Origin of the sequence: Sporosarcina sp. FSL K6-3508 (assembly GCF_038615825.1) — a bacterium.
Lineage (GTDB): Bacteria > Bacillota > Bacilli > Bacillales_A > Planococcaceae > Sporosarcina > Sporosarcina newyorkensis.
Genome location: NZ_CP152016.1, coordinates 2,222,880 through 2,245,275, shown reverse-complemented (window position 1 = coordinate 2,245,275; position 22,396 = coordinate 2,222,880). Strand labels below are relative to the sequence as shown.

Below are 22,396 nucleotides of genomic sequence, written 5' to 3'. Positions count from 1 at the left end.
GTAAATGGTTTTACTAATAAGTATTTCCTAAACATAGGGAACTATGCTTTTGATAAATGAACTGTAAAGTATTAGAAGTGTGACAATTTGAATTCAGGGTATTTCATTACATAATAAGCGATTTGCGTGCTCCTAGATTAGGAAAGCAAATTTTTAAATAGGTAGTGGCTAAAGGAGGAGATTGGATATGGTGAAGGAGTATGATTTGCTTGTAATTGGAACGGGAACTGGCGGATCAATTGCAGCTAGTAAATGTAAGGAAGCCGGTTGGAGTGTGGCAATTATCGATGACCGCCCATTTGGCGGTACATGTTCTCAGCGCGGCTGTGACCCGAAGAAGGTGTTGGTAGGAATTGCTGAGCTGACCGATTGGAATGAGCGGATGTATGGCAAAGGGGTGCGGACGGCGGCTCGGTTTGATTGGCGAAATCTGATGGAATTCAAACGCACATTCACGGCAACAATTCCCCAAGATACGGAAGAAAAATTTAAGAAGTTGGGTGTGGGTTCGTATCATGGGAAAGCAATTTTTTATAGTGAGAATGAACTGAAAGTCGGTTCAGAGCTCTTGAAAGGGAAGTATATCCTAATTGCGACTGGAGCAGAACCTATAGAGATGGGAATTGGGGGAGAAGAATATTTGAGGGCAAGTGATGAATTTTTGGAATTGGAGGAACTCCCAAAACGCATCGTTTTTGTCGGGGGCGGGTTTATTTCATTTGAGTTTGCGCATATTGCAGCCAGAGCAGGTTCGGAAGTTCATATTGTGCATAGGAGTGAACGTGTCCTGAAGCATTTTGATCCAGATTTAGTTGATTTACTGATGGAACGATCAAAAGAAGTTGGTATTCAGGTTCATTTGGAAGTAAGTGTGGATGCGATTGAGAAGCGTGGAGATTCATTTGTTGTAAAGGGAAAGCAAAACGAGAAAGAACTAGAGTGGGAAACCGACTTGGTTGTGCATGGGGCAGGACGGACGGCGGCGCTCGATATGGAGTTGGACCGAGGGAATGTGGAGCGTGACAAGAAAGGGGTACGTGTGAATGAATACATGCAGAGTGTCAGCAATCCTTACGTCTACGCAGCGGGAGATGCAGCTTCAACGGATGGGCCGCCCTTAACGCCTATCGCTAAGGCCGAATCGCTCTTGGTAGCGGCCAATTTATTGGAGGGGAACTATGAGAAAGCAAAATATCCTGTCATTCCATCAGTCGTTTTTACAGTCCCCAAGCTGGCATCGGTAGGGATGAGTGAACAACAGGCGAAAAAATCGGGACTGGACTTCCACGTGGAGTATCAAAACACGACTGACTGGTTCACGTATAAAAGGACGAACGAATCGGCCGCAGCTTTTAAAGTGATTACAGATCAGGAAGAAGGCGTGGTACTGGGAGCTCATTTACTTAGCGAAGAAGCAGATGAGCTTATAAACCTTTTCGCTTTGGCTATCCGGTTTAAACTCTCTCTTCAGGAATTAAAAGACATGCCGTTTGCATATCCAACTTCAGCTTCGGATATTTCTTATATGATCTAGTATTAGGTGGAAATAGTTCCATGGGGTTTTAATCATCTGAACGAATAGACAAAGGGTGGACATTCCCTTTGTCTTTCTTTTTTGAAAAAATGAACATTAGTCATAGTTGTTATAAATAAAGAAAAGTTGACGATAAAGTAGGTGGCTATGCATAAAGTATTCAAAGGGCAAGGAAAGTTTTATGCAGAGATTGAATGATCTTTAGCATGAACATGTAGATGGGGGAAATCAAAAATGTCAATCGGAAAAAAGCTATATACGGGTTTCGGGGCAATCTTAGTAGTGATTTTATTATCCTCGGCTTGGAATCATTATGAGTTGAATGAAATTGAAAGTAGTTATGATGAGATGATGCAGGGCAGTGTCGCATTGACGATGCAAGCACAAGCCGTAAAAACTGAACTCGCATTGTCAGGATCATACATCCGTTCGTTTATTCTGCGAGGAAAGTCTGAGGATGTAGAGAAGTTTATCGAATATGAAGAAAAAGCACGACAAGGTATAGGTATATTGCAAAATATGGTGGAGAGTGAGAATTCTCAAGAGACCAAAGACTTTATTAATGGCATCGCGATAATGTCAAAGGACTTTTCGGAAGCTGCATCCCGTGTGATTGATTTGAAGAAGGCGGGCCAAACGAGCCAGGCAGGCATTGTATTAGAAGAGACAATGCGCCCGCTCGATACTCAAATACGTGAATCAATGGATGGAATGATTGCGGTGCAATATGAAAATCTTGAAACCCAGATGAGTGAAGTCGAACAAGCTGCTAACTCTGCAAAATGGGGATTGATTTTTGCGGGCATAATTGCCTTGATATTGGCGCTAGTTATTTCCATCTATATCACCCGAATTATCACCCGTCCTTTGCGGCGAGTAACTGCAGAGTCAGCAATCATCGCTTCTGGAGATTTGACTCGTGAAGATGTAGAACTCAATTCCAAGGATGAACTTCGCGAATTGGCGGACTCATTCAATCAAATGAAGCATAATCTCCGCAAAGTAATTGGTGATGTCCATGACAATGCACTTCATTTGACAGCCTCTGCCGAAGAACTTTCAGCGAGTACGAATGAAGTGGCGGATTCCTCTGAAGACATCTCAAAGGCCGTGGAAAGCATTTCAAACGGTGCACGGGGATCTGCTGTCTCTGCCCGAGAGAGTTCAAAAGCTATGGAAGAGACGGCTACAGGGGTACAACGGATTGCAGAGTCAACAGTCAGCCTGCATGACCGTGCAGAAAATGCCATGAAGCTGGGTATAGAAAGTGGAAGAACGATGCAGTTTGCCAAAGAACAGATGGCGCTTATTCATACTTCATCTTCAGAAACGAATGAGATGATCAAACGATTAAGCCAGCAATCCGCTGAAATAGAGAAATTTACAAATGTCATTACGAGTATCACAGAACAAACCAATTTGCTGGCGCTTAACGCAGCAATCGAAGCCGCGCGTGCAGGTGAGCACGGCAAAGGATTCGCAGTCGTTGCGGATGAAGTTCGAAAATTAGCGGAAGAATCGAAAGCATCGGCAAGTCAGATTGCCAGCTTAACCTCTGCTATTCAGCATGATACGAGAAATGTTGAAGTGTCGGTACAAGATAGCTTATCCAATGCGACTCAAGGTGTAGAAGTGATTGAGGACGCTGCACATTCTTTCATGACAATCGTAGAAGCGGTTCAAAAAATGAATGACGAAATTGAAGAAATATCTGCTGCGACTGAAGAGATTTCGGCAAGTGCGGAAGAAGTATCTGCGTCTGTCACAGATATCGCTTCACTGGCAGAGGTAGCTTCGGAACAATCAGGACAAACATCTGCAGCGATGGAAGAACAGATGGCAACTGTTCAAGAAATTAATGCAGTGGCTAACGATCTCAGCAATAAGGCAATTGATTTGCAAGAGATGATTCAACAGTTCAAAATATAATACATGACAGGTACTCTGGCATATACCGTTTCGTCGGGAATGGTAGGAGTACCTGTTTTCCATAACGGCAGGCGCTTGAGCCAACTGAACTTGTTGGAATGATGGAAATTGACTCTTTCAATAACGTCATATGTTTCGTTACAATAGCGCAGTTATCCATTACTAAGGAGATGTCACAATGAACATAAAACGAGCACTAACCATTGCTGGATCTGCAGCGCGGGGTGGAGCAGGCATCCAGGCAGATTTAAAAACTTTCCAAGAGTTCGATGTATTCGGCATGACAGCAGTTACAGCGATTGTTGCGAAGAATCCAAGAACCGGAACAGGAGTATTCCCGCAATCTTGGGAAGCGATTGAAGCGCAATTGGTGACGATTGAAGAGGATATAGGAGTCGATGCGTTAAAGACGGGTATGCTGTTCACTAAAGATATTATTGTCAACGTAGCACAGTGGATCCGACAGTCGGAGGCAGATAATATTGTAGTGGATCCGGTCATGATCGGTAAAATGGGCTCTGCTTTATTGAAAGAAGATGCCATGGAAGTAATGAAAAACGAACTGCTGCCGCTCGCTACGATTATCACACCGAATATGCCGGAAGCAACATATTTACTGAATGGAATGGAACTAAACTCAGTTGTGGATCTGAAGGAAGCAGCACGTCGTCTAATTGATTTAGGTCCGAAATTTGTGCTCGTAAAAGGCGGCCGATTAACTGGTCCGGCAGTAGACGTATTATGCGACGGAAAACAATTTTATTTAATGGAGGCACCGCGCATCGATACGATTCATACAAATGGAGCGGGCTGTAGTTATTCGGCAGCGATAACGGCAGGACTCGCAAAAGGGCAAACTGTACCTGAAGCTGTGATTGAGGCAAAAAAATTCATTACGGCAGCTATTCGTCATTCGTTAACATTTAAGCAAGGAGTAGGACCTACATACCATGCAGCTTATGGCAAATATGATGAAACAAGCTGTCGTGTGACAGTGGAACAGCTGTAAATATGAGAATGGGTGAGTCACCATCTTCCGTAAATGAAGTGCGGAAGATGGTTTTTTCGAATGTTCATTGAGTTCGTATTGTTTTACTTATCGGTAAAAAATTGTTAAGGTTACTATTAGTAAGCTTAATTCGGTTGCTTCTGAAGACCTCGAATATAGTACTAAACGATTGGGGTAGTGCGAATCATGAATAATGAAGAGTTCGTTCAATCGGTAAACCCTAAAGGGCAACAAACATGTGATAGTTTCCATGGAACGATCGAATTTATCGGCAAACGATGGATGGGAATTATTATCTATCAGTTATTGGACGGACCAAAACGATATCACGAGCTGGTGTCTGAAATCGAAGGGATTTCGGATCGTCTTTTAACCGAGCGGCTGCGTGAATTGGAAGCTCATAAATTGGTCGTTAAAAAGAAATCAGATCCAGCAGCCAGGAAAGTTGAATATGAGCTGACGGGTAAAGGTAAAGAATTAGAAAAAATAATTCATGCTATTTTTGAGTGGGTGAAGAAAAATGGCTGTAGTTATAAGGAGTGAATGATGTGATCAGTGAAAAAGCTAAAAGATACAAAGGAATACCATTGTCTATATTGGATTTAGCAATGATTAATGAAGGCAGCGACGCGGGACAGTCTTTCAAGAACAGTGTCGACCTTGCCCAACATGCGGAAGATTGGGGGTTTAACCGCTATTGGCTGGCAGAGCACCATAATATGCCGGGTGTCGCGAGTTCAGCAACGTCAGTCATTATTGGACATGTTGCCGGGGAAACGAAGACGATTCGAGTAGGTTCGGGTGGTATTATGCTGCCTAACCATGCGCCGCTTGTTATTGCCGAGCAGTTCGGAACGCTCGATGCGATGTATCCGGGTCGAATCGATCTGGGCCTCGGGCGTGCGCCGGGCAGTGACCAAGCGACGGCTTATGCACTTCGTCGAACATTGCACAGCAGTGGGGAAGAGTTCCCTCAACAATTGGAGGAATTGCGGTCTTATTTCTCATCTGACTCAACTGCCCGAGTTCGAGCATTTCCTGGAGTAGGGCAGGACATTCCGATCTGGTTGCTTGGTTCAAGCGGTTTCAGCGCACAGTTGGCAGCTCAACTTGGATTGCCGTTTTCTTTTGCTAGCCATTTTGCGCCGGCGTATATGATGCAGGCATTACAGTTGTATCATCAAAATTTCCGCCCTTCTAAAGACCTTCAAAAGCCACATGCAATGTTAGGGGTTAACTTGATTGCGGCAGATACAGATGAAAAAGCACAGTACTTGGCGACCTCGATGCAACAGCAATTTTTGGATATTCGCCAAGGTATCTCGAAACAATTTAGACCGCCGATTGAGGACATCAATGCAACATGGTCACCGTATGAACAGGCTGCGGTCACTCAGCAAGCGGATGCGCTGTCCGTCATTATAGGCGGACCTGAAACCGTACGCCGTCAGCTTGAAGAATTTGTGGAAATGACAAAAGCGGATGAACTCATCATTAGTTCCGGTATATTCTATCACGAGGACCGACTCCGTTCGTATGAAATCTTAAGTGAATTGATGGACTGAAAGATGAAAAGCATCAGCTGTGCAGGGGAATCCTGAACAGCCGATGCTTTTTTACGTTCGTTTTATTGAGCTTCAATTTCTTCTGTCAGCTTCTCTATCTGTTCGATTAAGTCGCCGATGTAAGCAATCGTGTCGCGTAACGGTTTGTCTGTCGTGATGTCAATGCCTGCCATGTTCGCAAGTTCGGCTGGATTTTTGGATCCGCCTGCACGTAGGACATTCAGCCAATCCTTGACAGCTGGGTCGCCTTCTTTTAGAACGCGCTGTGCCATTTCAGTGGAGACTGTCAACCCCGCACTATATGTGTAAGGATATAAGCCCATATAATAATGAGGCTGGCGCATCCATGTTAGTTCGGCTCCTTCATTCAACGTGACAGTATCACCCCAGAATTCTTCCAATACACCGCGTTTTAACTCATTCAATATGGTTGCATTGACATTGCCGCCAGCATCTACCCGTTCATACACTTTACGCTGGAATGCCGCCTCCAATAAATGGGTGACGAAGTTGTGGTAGTATGTCCGAGAAACAATAGAAGAGAGTACCCATCGTTTGAATTTCGGGTCTTCTGAGTTCTTAAGCAAATGGTTGGCCATCAGCATTTCATTCATCGTCGAAGGTGCCTCGATGAAATAAAGGGATGCTTCGTAGTTAAATAAATTCTGCTCCTGGTTGGCATGGTAGAAGTGTCCCGCATGACCGAGTTCGTGTGCCAACACAAAGACGTCTTCCATGCTGCCCGTCCAGGAGATCAGGATAAATGAACCGCCGCGATAAGGGCTTGCACAAAATGCACCCGTTGATTTCCCCTCGTTTTGCGCAAAATCAATCCAGCGCTCCGAGAAAGCCCGGTTTACCATGTCAAGATAGTCTTCGCCCATGACGGCGAGTGCATCGTTCATATAGGTTTTTGATTCTTCAACAGTAATGGAAGGCTCGTATAATGGGTCGATTGGCATTTTGAGATCTGCAAATGTCATCTCTTCCAAACCATAGATTTTCTGAAGAAGTTTCGCATATTTTCGCATATGCGGAGCCAACTCTTCCATAATGACATCGATCTGTCGATTGTACATCGAACGATCCACGTCCTGATCCATCAACAAGTAGTCGATAACGGATTTATAGCCACGTAAATCGGCTGTAGTTTTCTCCATTTGGACATGCATGTCATACGTTTTTGCTGTTGTATGCTGATACTCTCTTAACTTGCCCGAGAAAGTCTGGAATGCGGCGCGTCTTTTGGCAGTATCCGGCTCGGATTCCCAAACACCTTCAAATGAAACATAACTAAGTGGATAATCCACTCCGTTTACAGTGAAATTAGGAAAATTGATATCTGCCATCTTGGTCGTATTGTACAAAGTATATGGTGCTTGGAAAGTCGAAGAGAATGCAGCGAGTGTTTTCTCTACTTCGGGGTGCAGCTGATATGGCTTTTTGCGTATGATCTTCTCGAATGTCACTGCATAATCTTCTGATTGCTCACTTGCCTGCTGTAAAACTTCTTCAGGCAGTTCCGATAGTTCGCTCATGACAAATGAAGTTTGACTGCCAATTTTAGCGGCGATCGATCCGTATTGACTTTCTCTCATTTGTGCCTCATCATCTGTCAAATCGATGCTGGCAGCCAACTCTGCATAACTGCCAATCTTGGTCATTTTCTCTTGCAAACTGCGGTATGCATCCAATGCCTTGATTGCTGAAGCTGCGTCTTTAATCGTTCCCCGATAGTGCTTTGCAAATGTGGCGGAATCTGCTTCAGCCTCTTGTACAGCCTGCTGATAAGCGCTGTCATTTTCAAATAAAGTTTTTAAGTTCCATGTTTCCTCTACTTTAACTTGTTCACGTTTAGGTAAGCTTTTCACTATGTGGATCGCTCCTTTGCTTCGATTATTCGATTTCCGAATTATTTAATAGTATAGTACAGATACTAGCGAGAGTACAAAATTACGGTTTATTGGAAATGATAAATTCCATCAACCAGTCAACTTGTAAAGGTCCGTTGACGACTTCGTAGTATAATTGATCGTTTTGAATCAAAATCCCTTCTTCTATTAAGATTGTCATACGGTTTCCTGAATCATCGTGAAGGTCGATAGTGAAGAGAGGCTGATCGTCAAATAATTGCAAAGTATCCGGATCAACCCGTTCAAACTCATAAGCTTGCAAAAAATGAAGCAGGCGATTGACTTCATCCACTTGATCTACTTTCCATGTGACGGACGGTTGTTCATGTATGCCGGGTTGTCGGAAGCTGATGGAGGAATAGGGCGTTCCATCCTGATCTGCATATAACCATTCAGTGGGCTGGAAAGTAGTTTCCTTGATTGTCTGGACCATCACATAGAAACCTGCTGAAACTAATAAGGCCAGTAAAACAGCACGTATTTTCATTGAGACTCACTCCTTTTACATACTCTGTGTTTCTTCATAGTATATGAATACTTCTATTACTATACGCACTGAATTATAGACTCGGCTGTGCCGATATTAATTTACACTCGATATTTCAATATTCGGAATGTATAATAGAGAGAATTCATTTAGAAGGAGGAGCTGTCGTGAAAGAATTTATTATCCATGCAATTCAAGATGAATATCCAGATGACTTTTCGTGGTGCTATGGCTGTGGCCGATTAAATGAAGCAGGTAATCATTTCCGGACTGGATGGGAAGGTGAGGAAACGGTGACGTATACTTTGCCGTCTGAAACCTATACCGCGATCCCGGGATTTGTCTATGGCGGATTTCTGGCGTCGTTCTTGGACTGTCATGGCACGGGTTCTTGCTCGCTTGCATTGCATCGTAAAAATGGTCATGAACCCGGCGACGGAGCGATTCCACCTCGTTTCGTTACGGCATCCTTGCAAATTACATACAGCAAGCCGACGCCTCAAGGTCAAGTGCTGAAGGCGGTTGGGCAAGTCACGGAAATCCATCCGAAAAAGTGGAAGGTGGATGTGAAAATCTTTGCGGGAGAGGAATTATGCGCCAAAGGAGAAGTAGTCGGTGTCGTGATGCCCTCTACATTTACTGAATAAAATGGCAACTAGATAAGGTGTGAACAGATAATGAAGAATTCTCCACAGGCTGCAACGGCTGCAAATCCTGTATTTCCAATCATGATTGCAATCGGTGTCTGTCATTTATTTAATGATACGTTGCAGGCGGTGATCCCGGCCATGTTGCCGATTCTTGAGAAAGAACATCAGTTTTCGTTCAAGCAATTAGGTTTCATTGTATTTGCGCTGAATATCGTGGCTTCTTTGCTACAGCCGGTCATCGGTTATTTCAGTGATCGCAAGCCGAAGCCTTTCGCTTTGCCGATTGGTATGACGTTTTCGTTAGTCGGGATGGCAGGCCTTGCGCTAGCGCCTAGTTACTGGCTGATTATTGTATCGGTGCTATTTCTAGGTTTTGGGTCAGCGGTATTTCATCCGGAAGGTTCCCGTGTTTCTTTTTTATCTGCCGGTAATAAACGAGGACTTTCGCAATCTATCTTTCAAGTAGGCGGAAACTCAGGCCAAGCGCTTGCCCCGTTAATTAGTGCATTTGTTCTCGTTCCGCTCGGACAGATCGGAGCAGCAGTTTTTGTTTTGGTGGCAGCGGCAGGAATTGCGCTGTTGTACCGTATTTCGGTTTGGTATAAGAAACAGTTAAATGAGGAACGTCTGGGCAAAAGAAAAAAGGCTATTTTGTCCACGATGGAGAATCTGTCGAAAAAACAAATTACCATCGCATTAATTCTTTTAATGATCGTTATTTTCGCCCGATCATTTTACGTGACGAATATTACGAGTTTTTATATCTTTCATTTGATAGATAACTACGGATTGACGATCCAGCATGGCCAGCTCTATATCTTCTTGTTTTTAGCGCTGGGCGCAGTCGGAACGTTTTTTGGCGGACCAGCGGCAGATCGGATCGGACGAAAGAAAGTCATTGTCTTGTCTCTGGTCGTGCCTTTGCCGCTCTGCCTGTTGTTGCCGTACGCTCCGTTATGGGCGGTCATATTGCTTTTGCTTATCATCGGATTCTTCATTATGTTGAGCTTTTCGGTGACGGTAATCTACGCACAGGAACTGGTGCCATCTAAAATCGGTACGATGGCGGGTCTTACGGTAGGATTGGCATTCGGGATGGGTGCGATCGGTGCGGTAGCGATTGGCGGTCTGATGGATTCGTTAGGAGTGTATCAAACAATGATTATTACATCGTTCTTACCTTTCATTGGTCTGGTTGGCTTGGGATTGCCGCGTGACCAGAAAGTTCAAGCGATGAATTGAAATAACTTATAATTTATATCAAATTACTATGATTTAAAGCTTTTAGTTTGTTATACTAGGTTCACCATTAAAAAAGAAGGTGAACGAGAATGTTAGTTGTAAATAATATGGCGGAGTTGATTGGAGAAACGCCTTTAGTAAAAGTACGTACGCTAGGGAGCCCGAGTGGTGCTGCTGTTTATGTCAAGCTGGAGTATTTCAATCCGAGCCGCAGTGTCAAAGACCGAGCCGCTTATCAAATGCTTGTGGAAGCAGAGAAAAGCGGAGTCTTGAAGCCTGGCGCTACGATCATTGAGCCGACTTCCGGCAATACTGGAATCGGCTTGGCGATGAATGCGGCGGCGAAAGGTTATCGTGCCATCTTCGTCATGCCCGACAACTCGACGATTGAGCGGATCAATTTGATGAAGGCTTATGGAGCGGAAGTGGTTCTTACGCCAAGTTCAGAGCGCATGCCGGGTGCGATTGCAAAAGCGAATGAAATTGCAGCATCGATTGATCACAGTTTCATACCGATGCAATTTGAGAACGAAGCGAACCCGGACAGCCATCGCCATACAACTGCTATTGAAATTATTGAGTCAATCGCTTCGATTGACCGTAAACTGACGGCCTTCGTCTGTACTTCCGGCACTGGCGGAACAGTAACAGGTACTGGAGAGGCACTGAAACAGCATGATCCTACAATTACGGTCCATGTAGTGGAGCCTGCCGGATCACCGGTCTTATCGGGTGGTCAGCCGGGAAAACATAAGCTTGTCGGTACGAGTCCTGGTTTTATTCCTCCAGTATTGAACACCGATGTCTATGATGAGATTTTCCGAATCGAAGATGATGATGCCTATACAACAGTCCGGCAATTTGCGAAACAAGAAGGTGTGTTGCTTGGCCCTTCTGGTGGTGCCTCACTCTATGCTGCTTTGCAAGTGGCCAAACGGCTGACACCTGAGGACACGGTTGTCTGTATTGCACCTGACTCTGGTGAACGATATCTATCAAGTGACTTGTTTCACTAATAAAATCTATTTATTAACCTCTCTCTGCATAGCAGAGGAGGTTTTTTGATTTGTAAATAATTCGATTCCTACGTTTTCCTGTAGTTTAAACAAATAATTGCAACTTTAAAAAAGAATTTTTAAAATTGTGTTGACAAATCCTATAGGAATGGTAGATTATATACATAGTTAAACATATAAAGATAGTAGGAATTAAAAATCTTTGATAGAAAATAAAATGAGCAATAGGGGGAATCGACATGTATTTATCAATTAAAGGGATTGAAAAGAGCTTTCCCCATAAAGAAAGAGGAACGGTCAAAGTATTGGATAAGATTGACCTTGAGGTGGAGAAAGGTCAGTTCGTCTCGATTGTCGGTCCATCCGGATGTGGAAAATCCACCATGCTGTACTTAATTGCAGGACTTGAAAAAGCGGATCAAGGAACGATCAGCATTAACGGAAAGACAGTGACTGGATCGGGTTCAGACCGCGTTGTCGTCTTTCAGGAAGCGGGATTATTTCCATGGCTGACTGTCCTGGATAATGTGACGTATGGCTTGCTGCTGAAAAAGATACCGAAAAAAGAAGCGGAACAGAAAGCGATTGAGATGCTGAAAATGGTTCATTTAGGAAATTATATCCATTCGTATCCGCATCAGTTGTCGGGGGGGATGAAGCAGCGAGTATCTATAGCACGTGCACTCGTGATGGAGCCTGATATTTTATTGATGGATGAACCGTTCGCAGCACTGGATGAGCAGACGCGCATGGTGTTGCATAAAGAGTTACTGGATATTTGGAGGAAAACAAAAGTCACGATTTTCTTTATTACCCATAATATCCGAGAAGCAGTGCTGCTCTCCCAAAAGATTGTAGTATTCGCTACTCGTCCTGGAAAAATTAAAGCGGTCTTCACATCTAAGGATTCAAAAGATGGCGTTGTACCAAGTGACGTGACACTGCAATTGGAAAAGCAAATTTTAGCAGAACTGCAAGACGAAATAGAGAAGGTGCTGAAGGAGGAGATGGGCGATGACTACAGCTTTAAGACGAATAGCGTTTCTCGGGATACTAGTGGCGATATGGGAAGTCACATCTAGATTATCGGATTTACCCGATTTCATGTTTCCGAGTTTTACGCAAGTGATGGCAACGTTATTTTCCGGGCTCATATCCGGCCAGATTCTAGTCGCAATTGGAGCTAGTCTCAGTCGCCTGCTCATCGGTTTCACCATTGCATCGATTCTCGGTCTTGTGCTTGGTTATTTGATATGGCGCTATAAATTGGTGGAAGATACGCTTGGTTTTCTTGTGACGGCTTTGCAGTCGATTCCCAGTATCGTCTGGTTTCCATTGGCGATCATTTGGTTTGGTCTAAATGACTTCGCTATTTTATTTATCGTTACATTAGGGGCTACTTGGACAATGATCGTCAATGCGACGAGTGGGTTCAAAAATGTACCCATACTTTACCAACGAGTTGCTAAGTCTCTTGGATCCAGTGGAATTCATTTTTTAAGGACCGTAATCTTGCCAGCGTCCGTTCCGCAGCTGATTTCCGGTTTACGTATTGCCTGGGCTTTCTCATGGCGCGCCCTGATGGCAGGTGAGTTGCTTGGTGCTGGTGTCGGGCTCGGTCAATTGCTGGAAGCAGGCCGTGCGCTCGGTCAGATGGATCTCGTAATTTCGGTCATGATCATCATAGGAGTGATCGGAACGATTATGGATAATGTATTATTCTTACGTTTGGAACGAAACGTAGAACGAAAATGGGGAATTCGGACGTAACGAATCCAATTGGAAAAGGGGAGAATGAGATGAATAAAAAGTTACTGGGTGTGTTGATTTCTATAGTGGCACTCGTTGGGATTTTATCTGGGTGCGGTAAAAAAGATGCAGCAGAAGCTGATAAAAATGAAGTGAAGATAGGCTATTTCCCGAACTTAACACATATTGCAACGATCATTGGTCTGGAAAATAACTACTTTGCAGAAGAATTTGGTGAAGATATCAAAATTTCTACGAAGACAGTGAGCAACGGCGGTCTTTTCATGGAAGCAATGGCTACAAATTCAATCGATATTGGAACTGTTGGTCCGGGACCGGTCATCAACTATTTTGTCAAGGATCCAAAATATCATATCGTTTCAGGTGCGGTGAATGGTGGCGCAGTATTGGTGGCAAGTGGTCATAGCGGCATCGATGAATTGGCGGACTTAGATGGAAAAAAAGTCGCGATTCCTGTTATCGGCAGCACGCAGGACGTCATGTTGCGTAAAGCATTGCAAGACGTAGACTTGAAAGCAAAAACAAATGGCGGAACAGTAGACTTATTCGCAGCTGCTCCTGCAGATACCGCTACATTATTCATACAAAAATCGGTTGATGCCGCGGCGACTCAAGAACCATGGGGCTATATTTTGCAAAACCAAGCAGGCGGAAAACTGTTATTGGATTGGGAAGACTTTGCATGGGGCAAAGAGTCAACAAATACTGTTGTAGCGACAAGCGATGGATTTTTGCAAAATAAAGAGCTTGTGACAGCATATTTAAAAGCCCATGCCAGAGCGGTGCAGTTTGTGCGTGATGAGCCGGAAGAAGCACAAGCACTTGTCGTGAAGCATATTAAAGGGCTGACAGGCAAAGAATTAGACAAAGCAGAGCTTGAAGCGGCATTCAGCCGGATCGAAGTGACGACGGAAGTGAATGAAGACGTCTTACAAGAAATGGCGGATATCAGTCAGGAAGCAGATTATATTAAAACGAATGAGATTGACGGTTTGATTGATCTGAATGTGATTAAGGAAATTACCGCCAAATAAAATGAAAGCGAGTGTCCAAAATAGGATGCTCGCTTTTCCTATGTCGTTGGAGTTTTGTCAATCCGGATGAAAACAAAATATGCTACTATAAAGAGAGAACGTAATTTCGCTATTATGAAAGGATGAGAATGTATGCTGGCAGATTTATTGAAGAAATCCAAGCGGACAATCGTCTATACAGGGGCGGGAATGTCGACGGAAAGTGGATTGCCGGATTTTCGTTCGGCCAAAACAGGAATGTGGGAAATGGAAGATCCATCAAAAGTGGCGAGTGTGACAGCTCTCAACGAACAGGTCGAGCAATTTTTCCAATTCTACAAACAACGCGTACTGGCCACGAAGGAAACTGGACCGCACGCCGGACACCGCATCTTGGCGAAGTGGGAACAGCAAGGCTTGATCAGCGGTATCATTACGCAGAACGTCGACGGTTTCCATACAATGGCCGGGTCGAAAAACGTGATGGAGCTGCACGGTACGCTCCGTAAGGTTCATTGTGAAAGCTGCGGAAAAGACTACAGTAATGAACGCTACGCACAGGACGAATTCTACTGCGAATGCGGTGGCAAACTTCGACCATCCGTTGTTCTTTTCGGGGAAATGCTACCTGAGGAAGCTTTTCTCCAGGCTATATTCGAAAGTGAAAAAGCCGATTTATTTATCGTCCTAGGCTCTTCATTAACCGTCTCCCCAGCCAATCAATTCCCGATGATGGCAAAAGAACAAGGTGCAAAAGTAGTCATCGTCAATTTGGAAGCAACTGAAATGGACGACATCGCAGATTTGGTCATCAACGGGCGGAAAATTGGAGAAGTTTTAAAGGAAGCGGATGAGGAATTGTTGCGATAAAAGGTTACTGGCCATTTTTTATACACCGAGAGGAGAATACATTTGAAAATATTCCACACAGCGGACTGGCATCTTGGCAAACTGGTTCAAGGCGTTTACATGACGGAAGACCAGCGCTTCATCCTGCAAGCCTTTATCGAAGATATCAAACAAGAAAGACCGGACGCCGTCATCATCGCAGGCGACCTATACGACCGTGCCATCCCGCCAACCGAAGCTGTCGGACTGCTAAATGAAGTCCTGCAGGAAATCGTTATAGACTTGCAAACACCGGTCATCGCAATCGCCGGAAACCATGACAGCCCAAGTCGACTTCACTTTGGCAGTTCATTTATGAAAGAACGAGGGCTCTACATAACAGGAGAACTATCTGCCGATTTACCGCCAGTAGTCTTGAAAGATGAATTTGGAGACGTACATTTTCACCTCATACCATACGCTGATCCATCTATTGTTAGAAGCCTATTTGAAGACGACACCATCAGCAGCCACCAACAAGCGATGCAAAAAGTCATCGATCATTTACGATTATCGATGGAACCAAACGCAAGACATATTTTTGTGGGGCACGCATTCATCACACCAATTGGTGAAAAAGAAGAGAATACGAGCGACGCAGAGAGACCCTTATCAATCGGGGGAGCAGAATATGTCTCCTCAAATTTGTTCGAGCCTTTCCATTATACAGCACTTGGGCATTTGCATAGAGCTCATTTTGTTGGGAATGAAACGATTCGGTATTCAGGTTCGCCTTTGAAATATTCCATTTCAGAAGAGAATCATCAAAAAGGCTATCTCATCATTAATCTGCAAAAAGACGGAAAAGTGGATGTGGAGAAACGATCACTGACTCCGCGTCATGACGTCCGGACTGTCGAAGGAACTATGGAAGACTTGCTTGCACACCAGCCGAATGAAGACTATGTTTTTGTGAAGCTATCGGATACTGTGCCGATCATCCAGCCGATGGAAAAAATTCGTTCTGTCTACCCGAATGCTATGCACATCGAAAGAAAGCTCCTCACATCGTCGTCTGAAGGATTAAGTGCTGCAGTAGACGTAAAAAAGCGGGAAGACGATCGTGCGATGTTTTTATCGTTCTACAAAGAGCTGCAAGGTGAAGAAGCTGATGCAGAAACAGCGAAGTTATTTGAAGAAGTTTTATGGGATGTCATGAATGAGGAGGACAGAGCATGAAGCCAATCACATTAAACATGACTGCATTCGGCCCGTATAAAGATACAGAGACCGTAGATTTTCGTGATTTGAAAGAGCATCGCTTATTCGTCATTTCAGGTAAGACAGGTGCAGGAAAAACGACGATATTCGATGGCATTTGTTTTGCACTTTATGGGCTGGCGAGCGGGGAAGACCGAACAGATTCAAAAGCATTACGCAGTCAATTCGCAGATGACTCTGTTCAGACGACGGTGGAATTACTATTTGATATTCATCAACGAAGATACCGTGTTTTGCGGCAGATTCCTTACAGAAAACGAGGCAATAAATCCGAAACATCTGCGCGCTGTGAACTGTATGAGGTGAAGGATGAGCAAAACATTCCTGTAGTCGATCGGCAAATTGTCACTGAAGTGAATGAGAAAATCGAGCAGTTATTAGGATTTACACACGCGCAATTTAGTCAAATCATGATGCTTCCCCAAGGGGAGTTCCGTAAATTCCTTACGTCCGATACAGGAAATAAGGAAGCAATCATGCGCAAGATCTTTAAAACGGAACCTTATCAGAAAATCGTTGACCGGTTAAAGGCGAAAAAAGATGAAGCGAAAATGGAATATCTACGACAGAAACAGCTTAGCGATGCTATTCTACATCAAATTCCAGCGAAATTGCCTGTGCGTGATGCATTGCTCTTCACTGAACTGGAATCGGAGTACCCTAATTTTCATCAGCTAATTTTAGGGTTGCAAGAAGAACAACAGTATTACCAAACACAATCCGTGGAAAAACATGAAGACTATACCCGTTTTTATACCTTCCATAATGATAAACAAAAAGAATTGTACTCTGCTCGCACTACTAATGAACTGTTTGAGAAACTGCAGAAGCGTCAGGAAGATCTTCAGCGACTGTACGCGCAGCAAGATGAAATGACTTCTCTGGAGCAACAATTGCAAGCAGCCGAACGCGCTGCCGGCTTGGAAGATCTGGAACAACAAGTGAAATCGAATAAATTAGAACAGGACAAGAAAGACCGCAGTTATCAAGAAGTGGTTCACTTGCTCGCGAATGCTAATGAACAACTTGCGAATACTAAGGCTTCATATGAACAGGAGAAAGTGAAGGAATCAGACCGGATAGCAGCGAAGGAAGAATTACTAAGATTGAACGGACTTCTTCCGACGGTCACTGGACTGGCGGCTCAGCGTCAGCAGCTTGATCAGCTTCAAAAGAAAACGGACCAGCTTGAGACGCAACTACAGCAAAATTATCAAGCGGTTGAGCAACAGCAAGCCACTATTATTTCCCGGAAAATAGAAATCGAGGAACTGGAAGGTACATTGGAAGATTACGAACTGCATCTGGACGAGCTAGCCGCTTTAACTGCCATTGCGAAACAATTGAAATTCTATCAAGAAAGAGTTCACGAACTTCAGCAGCTTCATCTTCAATATGAAGCTGCTAAAGAAGAATACGAAGAGTATGCCTCGGCTTATCGTTTGCTGGAAGATCGTTGGATTGGTAATCAAGCAGTGCTGCTGGCAGCTTCCTTAAAAGAAGGAGAAGACTGTCCTGTTTGCGGTAGCGCTCACCATCCTGCAAAAGCAACAGGTTCAGAAGAACAGAATGTAACAAAACAGCAATTGGACGAGGCAAAGCAAGAGTTGGCATCGAAGGAGCAAGTCTTTCATACGAAATCTGCTGAAACTCGGCAGCTTCAGCAAAATTTAGAAACAATCAAACACGAACTGGATGAACAGGACGTCGATTTCGGGCGTGATTACAAAGCTGAACAGACGAATCTCGAAAACAAAGTGGCTGTGCTTCGAAAGAATCGAGATGTTTTAAAGCAGAAAAGAGATGCCGAAACTCAAGTTAAAATTGCTATGGACAAACAGATGGCTGAAACCAAAAAAATGGAACAGCAGCGTAATGAAACAAAAAGTGAATTGGAAACGAAGCGAGCCGTGTATGACCATACAATCGCATCTGTCCCTGAAGATGTAAGAGAGTTTGCTGCTTTAAATGAACAGATACGAATGAAAGAAGCCGTTAGTCAGCAGTTAGAAGATGCATGGGGAAAAATTCAAATGCAATTGCAAGAAGCGAATATCTTGCGAACACAAATGGAATCGCGTGAACAGATGGAAAAGCAATCTGTGGCGGAAATGAAGGAGAAATTGAATCGTAGTACGCTAGCATTTAAAAAGCGATTGGCAGAGGAAGGTTTTACGTCGGAGGAAAGTTATCTGAAAGTAAAATTATCCTCGAGCGATCGTCAAGAAATTAGACATCGTTTACAATCGTACAATCAAACGCTCCATACTTTAAGAGCTTCTGTCGATGAACTGAAACAATCGGTTGAAGGCAAAAAACTGATTGATCTCGAGACACTGGAACAGCAAGTAGAATCTTTGAAAGAACAATATGAGAAGGCATTTGCACATTTCAATCAGTCAGAAGGATGGAGAAAGTCTTCAGAAGAATTGTGTGAACAGCTGGAAAGCAGTAAATCACGTGAAGTGGGATTAGAGAAAACACATGGTAAGTACACAGACCTTTACGATATTGTACGTGGTCAAAATCGGTTAAAAATTTCATTCGAACGATATATTCAAATTGAATATTTGGAACGGATTATCCAAGCGGCGAATATCCGTTTACGAGATCTGTCGAATGGGCAGTATGAATTAGTCCGCAGCGATCGTCAGGAAACGAGAGGGAAGCAAAGCGGGCTGGGTATTGATGTCCATGACGCATATACAGGCCAGACGCGAGATGTAAAGACGTTGTCAGGCGGCGAGAAGTTCAATGCGTCTCTTTGTCTGGCACTTGGCATGGCGGATGTTATCCAAAGTTTCCAAGGTGCTGTACGGATGGAGACAATGTTTATAGATGAAGGGTTCGGTGCACTGGATGAGGAAGCCATTCAGAAAGCGATCGATACATTGATCGCTTTGCAACAATCCGGAAGAATGATTGGAGTTATTTCACATATTGACGAAATGAAAGAAGCGATTCCAGCGACATTGCAAGTTACAAAATTGAAAGAGGGATATAGTAAGACGAAGTTTGTGCTGAGCTAAATAGATGGTGATAAGGAAAGGATAGAACTGATCGCTTATATGGTCAGTTTTTTTGTTTTGAAAAAGTATATTAAATAGAAGAAGGCAGGTATATCACGGATACAACTAAATAGTCAGTGAGTTAGCAATAAATTCAATAATTAAACGATTTATCACTCTGTTGATTTTCTGGTTTAGGAAGAGTAATATATTGCATACAGAAAAGTACTGTCGTTAGTAGGAGGATTTTTATTCAAATGGAGAAAAAATTATCATTTTCATCAAGTCTCGTTATCGGGGTTATGCTGTTCGCTTTATTTTTTGGGGCAGGCAATTTAATTTTCCCCGCTGAACTTGGTCAGCTTTCAGGAACTCACACATGGAAAGCAATGCTGGGCTTTTTATTTACAGGTGTTGGTTTACCTTTTTTAGGAATATTAGCGATAGGTTTTTCAGGGAAAAAAGATTTACAGGACTTGGCAAGCCGGATTCACCCTATCTACGCGGTACTATTCACTTCAATATTGTACTTAACCATCGGTCCGTTTTTTGCTGCACCACGTACTGGAGCAGTAGCATTTGATATCGGAGTTGCTCCGTTTTTGGGTGGATTTTCTATTGATTTGGCCAGATTGCTATTTACTTTGGCATTTTTCGGCATTAGCATGTGGTTATCAATGAATCCTGCAAAAATCGTTGATAGGGTCGGTAAATATCTATCACCTCTTATCATTATATTGTTGATTGGTTTAATTGCGATGACTTTCATCAAGCCGATGGGAACAATCCAAGCTCCTCAAGATCCATACATAGAGTCTCCGTTCTTTAAAGGTTTCCTCGAAGGATACAATACGATGGATGCATTGGCGTCGCTTGTTTTTGGAATTATTGTGATTAAAGCGTTGCATGCGATGGGTATAACGAATAAAAAACAAATTCTGACTTCCACTATGAAGACCGGCTTTGTGGCAGCTGGATTTTTGGCTATTATTTATCTCGGTATCGCTTACCTTGGTGCTACGTCGGTCGAATTATTCGGCCAACTGAATGGGGGGGGACCGGTCTTGAGTAAGACGGCGTCTCATTTCTTCGGTTCGATTGGTCTGGTGTTGCTCGGTGTAGTAATCATGCTTGCATGTTTGACTACAGCGATCGGATTAATAACAGCATGTGGTGAATACTTTCATTCAATTATCCCGGCGATTAGCTATAAATCATTTGTGATTTTCTTTTCGACATTTTGTTTAGTCGTTGCGAATTTTGGTTTAGAAAACATTATCAATTACTCACTACCTGTGCTCGTATTGCTTTACCCACTGGCTATGGTACTGATCTTGCTGACTTTTACAGGGCCTTTATTCCGACAAGCCAAGATAGTATACCGGATCGCCACAGTTACAGCTTTTCTGGTCAGCTTTGTGGAAGCGCTCGTGAAATTCTATTCACTGGTTGAGAAACAGATGCCTATGTGGCTAGAAGTAATTAATGATGCGTATATAAAATACATCCCATATTATGAGCAGGGGATTGGTTGGCTAGTGCCCGTATTGATCGTAGCGGTCATTACCGGGACTATGGTCTTTATTACCAACAAAAAATAATAAAATTAAAACAGGATCCGAACTTATCTCGGGTCCTGTTTTTTGAAGAACTAAAAAATATTTGATTGGAAATAGTATTACTTTATGAATTGACTCTCTTAACAGAATGAAACTCTTCGATTGCGCGTAGCCAATTTTCTCGCATAACTTTTGTTACTTGTTCTCCGTCTCGTGCACTCATCAGATCAATTATTTGTTCGTGTTCCGTAATTGATTGGGAAGTTAATATGATGGAGTTATGGAAAAATAGTCTTCGTACATGGGCCTGTAAGGAGACAAGCATTGAAGAAATATATGGGTTTTCAGCCGTATCCACAATGATTTGATGGAATTTTTCATCGATTTTCAATGCCTGAAAATAATCTTCCTTTTCTACTGCCCGTGCAAAACGTTTATTCGTATCCCGCAGTTTCTTAATGATATTGTCAGTGAGATTCGGTATCGAAAGTTCAGCTGATAAAGCTTGTAAAGCAGCGAGCGGAGGCAATAAGTCTGAGATGGTCTCGCGATCTACCTCGGTTACTTGCGTCGCTTTTCCAGGAAACATTTGTACGAATCCCCGGACCTCTAAAAGTTGCAGTGATTCACGGATCGGCGTACGGCTGACACCGAGTGCTTCTGCAAGTTCAACATCATTCAGTTTTTCACCGGGCTGGAGAGTTCCATCGATAATCCACTTTTGTAATTGACTAAAAGCGTTTTCCTTTGCTGTCTTACGGATAGGTTGTTCATGATTAGTTGGTATAGGCAATTTCTCACACCATCTTTCTCTTTTTTCAGTCTATTTTGACGAATCGCAATCTAAATGGAGATGATATACAATATACTACATCTTTTAGCTGTTATTTAACAGAGAAAACTTGTTAAGGTTGAATAAAATCGAAAAAAGGGCACGTTTATTTAGAAAACTTAAAAAATAGCGAGTAATAAAAAATGTTCTTGTAACTTTCACTTGCATTTGATAGATTAATGAGTATATTAACTTGCTTATCTCAGTAGATTTAATTTTACAAATCTTCGAAAAAAGGTATTGCAAATTAAGTAAATGTTTGGTATTGTTTACATGTGTACTATAACAAATAACCTGTTTATTCCGCTGTGACATATTAACTAGACAGGCTAATGATGAAAGCGGTTTCAGAGGAACGGAGGAGATTGGTTAAATCGCTTCACTTTGCTAGATAAAATAGAAAAATAGAAAGGGGATTAACAAATGAGTAATCAATCGAAAACTACATTAGACTATGAGCGACTTGTCCAAACTGAAGACTTTAAAGGTTTGGTGAGAAGGAAAAAGAACTTTGCAACTCCTTATGTCGTAGCCTTCTTTGCAGCGACCTTCCTTCTTCCACTCTTAACTGGTTATACTACGATCCTAGAAACAAGAGCAATAGGCTATATGACATGGACATGGGTGTATGCGTTTTCTATGTTTTTCATGGTATGGATATTCACATCTATTTATATGACAAAAGCGAAACACTTTGACGTTGAAGTAGATAAGATAATAGAGAAAAACGTCTTAAAATAAGGGGGTTCTGTTGATGAAA

At 43.0% G+C, this 22,396-nt stretch carries 19 protein-coding genes; 16 read left to right on the top strand and 3 right to left on the bottom strand.

What is annotated here, in order from left to right; all coding sequences use genetic code 11:
* Nucleotides 1-187: 187 nt before the first annotated feature.
* The 5 genes from MKX97_RS10980 to MKX97_RS10960 all read left to right on the top strand — a co-directional run bounded on the left by MKX97_RS10980 (nt 188) and on the right by MKX97_RS10960 (nt 6,037).
* On the top strand, nt 188-1,534 hold the full coding sequence (locus MKX97_RS10980) for an NAD(P)/FAD-dependent oxidoreductase (protein ID WP_078816962.1): 1,347 nt from the start codon (nt 188-190) through the stop codon (nt 1,532-1,534).
* Nucleotides 1,535-1,768: 234 nt separating this feature from the next.
* Entirely contained in the window at nt 1,769-3,463 is a 1,695-nt protein-coding gene (locus MKX97_RS10975; protein WP_342535953.1) for a methyl-accepting chemotaxis protein, read from the top strand.
* Nucleotides 3,464-3,641: 178 nt separating this feature from the next.
* Nucleotides 3,642-4,472: a bifunctional hydroxymethylpyrimidine kinase/phosphomethylpyrimidine kinase gene (gene thiD, locus MKX97_RS10970; protein WP_221836311.1), complete on the top strand. Its 831-nt coding sequence runs from the start codon at nt 3,642-3,644 to the stop codon at nt 4,470-4,472.
* A gap of 186 nt (nt 4,473-4,658) precedes the next feature.
* Nucleotides 4,659-5,015, top strand: a complete 357-nt coding sequence (locus MKX97_RS10965; protein ID WP_246602660.1) for a helix-turn-helix domain-containing protein — start codon at nt 4,659-4,661, stop codon at nt 5,013-5,015.
* A gap of 5 nt (nt 5,016-5,020) precedes the next feature.
* Nucleotides 5,021-6,037 (top strand): LLM class flavin-dependent oxidoreductase, encoded by a 1,017-nt coding sequence (locus MKX97_RS10960; protein ID WP_342535952.1) that lies wholly within the window; start codon nt 5,021-5,023, stop codon nt 6,035-6,037.
* A 62-nt stretch (nt 6,038-6,099) separates the two neighbouring features.
* Here MKX97_RS10960 and pepF read toward each other — a convergent pair whose 3' ends face one another.
* Both pepF and MKX97_RS10950 read right to left on the bottom strand, forming a co-directional pair.
* Entirely contained in the window at nt 6,100-7,908 is a 1,809-nt protein-coding gene (pepF, locus tag MKX97_RS10955; protein ID WP_342535951.1) for an oligoendopeptidase F, read from the bottom strand.
* A gap of 82 nt (nt 7,909-7,990) precedes the next feature.
* Entirely contained in the window at nt 7,991-8,437 is a 447-nt protein-coding gene (locus tag MKX97_RS10950; protein ID WP_342535950.1) for a hypothetical protein, read from the bottom strand.
* Between the two features lie 167 nt (nt 8,438-8,604).
* Between MKX97_RS10950 and MKX97_RS10945 the strand changes: the two genes are divergently transcribed.
* The 10 genes from MKX97_RS10945 (at nt 8,605) to brnQ (ending at nt 20,846) form a co-directional block, all read left to right on the top strand.
* Entirely contained in the window at nt 8,605-9,084 is a 480-nt protein-coding gene (locus MKX97_RS10945; RefSeq protein WP_221836314.1) for a PaaI family thioesterase, read from the top strand.
* 30 nt (nt 9,085-9,114) lie between these two features.
* Nucleotides 9,115-10,329, top strand: a complete 1,215-nt coding sequence (locus MKX97_RS10940; RefSeq protein ID WP_221836315.1) for an MFS transporter — start codon at nt 9,115-9,117, stop codon at nt 10,327-10,329.
* An 89-nt stretch (nt 10,330-10,418) separates the two neighbouring features.
* The gene (cysK, locus tag MKX97_RS10935; RefSeq protein ID WP_078816953.1) at nt 10,419-11,345 is read left to right on the top strand and encodes a cysteine synthase A; all 927 of its coding nucleotides are present in this window, start codon (nt 10,419-10,421) and stop codon (nt 11,343-11,345) included.
* Between the two features lie 239 nt (nt 11,346-11,584).
* Nucleotides 11,585-12,427 carry an ABC transporter ATP-binding protein gene (locus MKX97_RS10930; RefSeq protein ID WP_221836317.1) on the top strand — a complete coding sequence of 281 codons (843 nt, stop codon included), beginning with the start codon at nt 11,585-11,587 and terminating at the stop codon, nt 12,425-12,427.
* Complete coding sequence (locus MKX97_RS10925; protein WP_221836319.1) at nt 12,360-13,115, top strand: ABC transporter permease; 756 nt, start codon at nt 12,360-12,362, stop codon at nt 13,113-13,115. The genes MKX97_RS10930 and MKX97_RS10925 overlap by 68 nt, the downstream gene beginning before the upstream one ends.
* Nucleotides 13,116-13,144: 29 nt before the next feature.
* Nucleotides 13,145-14,149: an aliphatic sulfonate ABC transporter substrate-binding protein gene (locus tag MKX97_RS10920; RefSeq protein ID WP_221836322.1), complete on the top strand. Its 1,005-nt coding sequence runs from the start codon at nt 13,145-13,147 to the stop codon at nt 14,147-14,149.
* A gap of 132 nt (nt 14,150-14,281) precedes the next feature.
* Nucleotides 14,282-14,998, top strand: a complete 717-nt coding sequence (locus MKX97_RS10915) for an NAD-dependent deacylase (protein WP_221836325.1) — start codon at nt 14,282-14,284, stop codon at nt 14,996-14,998.
* Nucleotides 14,999-15,040: 42 nt separating this feature from the next.
* Entirely contained in the window at nt 15,041-16,195 is a 1,155-nt protein-coding gene (locus MKX97_RS10910; RefSeq protein ID WP_342535949.1) for an exonuclease SbcCD subunit D, read from the top strand.
* On the top strand, nt 16,192-19,266 hold the full coding sequence (locus tag MKX97_RS10905; protein WP_078816947.1) for an SMC family ATPase: 3,075 nt from the start codon (nt 16,192-16,194) through the stop codon (nt 19,264-19,266). The genes MKX97_RS10910 and MKX97_RS10905 overlap by 4 nt, the downstream gene beginning before the upstream one ends.
* Nucleotides 19,267-19,502: 236 nt before the next feature.
* Nucleotides 19,503-20,846, top strand: a complete 1,344-nt coding sequence (brnQ, locus tag MKX97_RS10900; RefSeq protein WP_340759092.1) for a branched-chain amino acid transport system II carrier protein — start codon at nt 19,503-19,505, stop codon at nt 20,844-20,846.
* Nucleotides 20,847-20,928: 82 nt separating this feature from the next.
* On the opposite strand, the gene MKX97_RS10895 is transcribed toward brnQ, so the two are convergent.
* Complete coding sequence (locus MKX97_RS10895) at nt 20,929-21,597, bottom strand: GntR family transcriptional regulator (protein WP_009497737.1); 669 nt, start codon at nt 21,595-21,597, stop codon at nt 20,929-20,931.
* Nucleotides 21,598-22,059: 462 nt separating this feature from the next.
* On the opposite strand from MKX97_RS10895, the gene MKX97_RS10890 reads away from it, so the two are divergent.
* Nucleotides 22,060-22,377 carry a DUF485 domain-containing protein gene (locus MKX97_RS10890; RefSeq protein WP_009497736.1) on the top strand — a complete coding sequence of 106 codons (318 nt, stop codon included), beginning with the start codon at nt 22,060-22,062 and terminating at the stop codon, nt 22,375-22,377.
* Nucleotides 22,378-22,396 lie beyond the last annotated feature (19 nt).